This is a genomic window from Pedobacter sp., assembly GCF_035317785.1.
In the GTDB taxonomy this organism is placed as follows: domain Bacteria; phylum Bacteroidota; class Bacteroidia; order Sphingobacteriales; family Sphingobacteriaceae; genus Pedobacter.
Window position 1 is genome coordinate 1 of sequence record NZ_DATHGC010000028.1, and the last position, 4,117, is coordinate 4,117.

Below are 4,117 nucleotides of genomic sequence, written 5' to 3' on the forward strand. Positions count from 1 at the left end.
CCGGGAAGGAGGACAGGGACAAGGTGAACAACGATATTTCCAGGCGCTTGCCAGGCAGAAACTTGGCCAGAATGATGGTAACGAAGCAGTCTTCAATGAACTGGTTGCACCTCCCGTAACGAATCCCTCTGCAAATACTGCAGCTGTCCGTTATTCTGCGGGCCTCGGGTATGCAGGTAAAGATGATAAGGACAAAGCACGGAAAGAATTTAATGCAGCCCTGGCCATAGCACCGGACTTTCTAAGCGCACAGATCGCTTTGAATCAGTTGTAGTACGGGTTGAAACCGCTGATCTGAATTTTGAAGAATAATAGACCACATATAATTGAATAATGAAACAAATGAAATTGATTACACTCACTTTGCTGCTCTTTATCCTCACATTTCCTTCGCGGGCGCAGAATATAATATTGGCCAGGCCCAGTCAGGAACAACTGGCATTCCATGATCTCGAGCTCGGAGTTTTTATCCATTATAGCATTGACACATACGCTGAACGTGGGGCGCCACAGGGCAGTACTCCTGCCTCGGCCTTTAACCCGACAGCGCTCGATCCCGAGCAATGGGTCCTGGCGGCTAAAGCAATGGGCGCAACCTATGTAGTATTTACAGCAAGGCATGAGCAGGGCTTTTGCATGTGGCCCACCACAACCACAGATTATAGTGTACGCAACAGCCCTTATAAGAAGGGGAAGGGAGATGTTGTAAAGGAGTTCGTTGATGCTTGCAGGAAGCACAATATGAAGGTTGGCTTGTATACTGCTCCGTGGATCGATTCGCATTGGGAAGCCAGGAAACCGGGATATAAACCAGGAAATACAGGAAATATAGAGAAACTAAACGATCCAAAAATGTATGAGGAGGCGCTCAAAAAAGAGAAAGCTCAAATCCATGATCTGCTGACCAAATATGGTCCGCTTGTGTTTGTGTGGGATGATCATTTCGGTCGTTCGGATGTGCTGGATGCTGAGCCCCATGGCGGCAAGTTCAGAGAGTTTTACGCTGCATTAACGAAGTATGCCCACGAGCTTCAGCCAAAGTGCCTTCTTTTAGGGCGGGATGTAGAGCATGTAGGTAATGAGAATGCCCGCGCCAGCTATCCTCTTTGGAATGTGTTGAATACTATTGACGGCTCCAACTATTCTGTAAGTTCTACATATAGATGGGACCAAAATAATTACGGTGAACCAACAGGTAAGTTTTACCGTCCGCAACTGGCTCCAACAACCGTTGCTTTAAGTACCGGCGGTTGGATGTGGGCCGGGCCCAGGAAGCCGCAAACGCTTGAGCGTCGGATGCAAGCATATTATGAAACTGTGGGGCGGGGATCCGGTATTATTGTGAACCTGACCCCGGATCGCACGGGTCTCATTCCCGCAGATCTGGTTGCTGCAGCTAAGGAAATGGGTGATGAGATTAAACGCAGGTTCAGCAATCCGGTGGTTCTTTCTACCGCAAAAAATCCTTCCCAGACTTTAAAGTTCGACGGTGTTAAAACATTTAACCACGTAGTTACCATGGAAGACCTGAAAGATGGTCAGAGAATCGGAAAATATACTATTGAAGTCCAGGTTGATGGCCAGTGGAAGACCATTGTACACGGACAAACTGTTGGGCATAAGCGAATAGATAAGTTTGATGAGATTACAGCTACCGCATTACGATTTACGGTAACAAGCTCCCTTAAGCGAGCTGAAATGCGCGGCATTGCTGTTTTTAATGTCAATTAATCAGCATAAACCACGATTCTCTCCTTTCTGTCGCTTCATCAAGCGGACTTGCAGTTCGGATTGGGATTCAATAAATTCACGCTCATTTTGTAAAGAAGTATCTAACCAAATCATTTTAATTCATGAAGAAATACCTTGCTATTCTTGTCATTTGTCTGGCGGCGGTTCTCAATTTCAAAGGCACTTTTATAAAGGATGCGAAATCGCAAAGATTAGCAGATCCAAAATCCCACAGACTCGAAATCCTGCTCCTTGGACACAAGAGTGAGCATCATTTTTCGGAGAAATTTGCGGAAATCATTTCGCAGCAGTTCTTTAAAGACGGGATCAACATTTCCTATACCACAGATCCTGATGATCTGAATGCCGGCAACCTTTCCAAATACGACGGGCTGATGATCTATTCAAATCACGACCAGATTACGCCTGCGCAGGAAAAGGCACTGCTGGATTATGTAAAAAGCGGCAAGGGTTTTATCCCCGTGCACTGTGCTTCCTTTTGTTTCCAGAACTCGCCGGAATACATCAATATGGTGGGCGGACAGTTTAAAACCCATAAAACAGGTGAATTCGCAGCGACTATAGTAGATAAAAAACATCCGGTAATGAAGGGTGTAAACGCTTTTACTACCTGGGATGAGACTTATGTTCACGATAAGATCGCCAAAGATATTCATGTGGTTACTGAACGCGTGGAGGGTGACCACCATGAGCCTTATACCTGGGTCAAAAAATATGGCAAGGGCAAGGTGTTTTACACAGCATACGGGCATGATGAACGCACCTGGAAAAACCCGGACTTCCTGAAATTACTGGAAAACGGCGTACTCTGGGCGGTGAACGATGCTGCTAAAAAAGAATGGAGCAAGCTGGCTAAACCGGTGGCTGAATATTCTGATGCCAAGCTTCCGAATTATGAGAAAAGGCCTGGCGGCTTCCAATTGCAGGCTCCTCTGAGCCCTGCGGAATCACAGCTGATGACGCAGATCCCGGTGGACTTCAAGATGGAACTGTTTGCGGCTGAACCGGATATTCTGAAACCCATTGCCATGGCATGGGATGAAAGAGGCCGTTTATGGATTGTCGAGACCATTGACTATCCGAATACGGTAAGGGATGTGAAGGGTGAAGGTCAGGACAGGATCAAGATCTGTGAGGACACCAATGGTGACGGTAAAGCGGATAAGTTCACGATTTTCGCAGATAAGTTTAACATTCCGACAAGTATTGTTTTTGCCAATGGCGGGGTGATCATCTCGCAGGCTCCTGATTTTATCTTTTTGAAAGATACGGATGGCGATGATAAGGCTGATGTCCGGGAAAAACTGATCACCGGATGGGGTACATTTGATACGCATGCGGGCCCGTCCAACCTGAGATATGGTTTGGACAATCAGGTCTGGGGCACGGTGGGTTATTCGGGTTTCAAGGGAACTATTGGCGGTCAGGATATGAAGTTCAGCCAAGGCGTGTACCATTTCAGCAAAGACGGCAAAAATCTGGAGTTTTTGGGCGCAACCAGCAACAATACCTGGGGACTGGGCTTTTCGGAGAACAATGACGTATTCATTTCTACGGCAAACAATACGCACAGTGCTTTCCTTGGTATTCCTTCACCTTATCTTTCAAAGATCGGCGTGGCGGCAAACAAAGCAGTGGACAAAATAGAGGGCCATTATGCGATGCATGTGGTCACCAAAAACCTGCGTCAGGTAGACGTATTCAATGGTTTTACGGCCGCAGCGGGTCATAGTTTGTATACGGCGAGGAATTTTCCGAAAGAATACTGGAACCGTATTGCGTTTGTAAACGAGCCGACAGGACGTGTGGTTCACCAGGCGGTCATAGCGCCTAAAGGGTCGGGCTTTACTGAAACAGACGGCTGGAACTTTGTGGCCAGCGCGGATGAATGGTTTGGGCCTGTGGCGACTGAAGTAGGGCCTGATGGTTCGGTCTGGGTACTGGACTGGTACAATTTCATCATTCAGCACAATCCTACTCCTGCGGGATTTGAGAATGGAAAAGGCAATGCCTACATCAATCCACTGAGGGACCGCACCCATGGCAGGATCTATAAAATCACTTACAACAAGGCGGTGCCTTCCAAAATAAAATCGCTCGACAAAAATGATGACCAATCACTGATCGGCGGATTGAAAAGCGACAATATGTTCTGGCGCACAACTGCGCAAAGGCTGATCGTGGAATCGGGAAAGAAATCGATCATACCGGAATTGTACAAGCTGATCCGCGATAAATCGGTGGATGAGCTGGGCATTAACCCGGGGGCAATCCACGCGCTTTGGACTCTGCATGGCCTGGGTCCGATCGACGGTTCCAGTGCTGAAACCTTCCAGGTTGCGGTTGAGGCCTTATCTCATCCTTC

3 protein-coding genes are annotated in these 4,117 nt (G+C 47.4%); all 3 read left to right on the forward strand.

What is annotated here, in order from left to right; genetic code table 11:
- On the forward strand, nucleotides 1-274 hold a 274-nt coding region (locus VK541_RS02350), incomplete at its 5' end, for a hypothetical protein (protein ID WP_324366544.1).
- 68 nt (nucleotides 275-342) lie between these two features.
- Nucleotides 343-1,731, forward strand: a complete 1,389-nt coding sequence (locus tag VK541_RS02355) for an alpha-L-fucosidase (RefSeq protein WP_324366547.1) — start codon at nucleotides 343-345, stop codon at nucleotides 1,729-1,731.
- Between the two features lie 122 nt (nucleotides 1,732-1,853).
- On the forward strand, nucleotides 1,854-4,117 hold a 2,264-nt coding region (locus tag VK541_RS02360; protein WP_324366549.1), incomplete at its 3' end, for a PVC-type heme-binding CxxCH protein.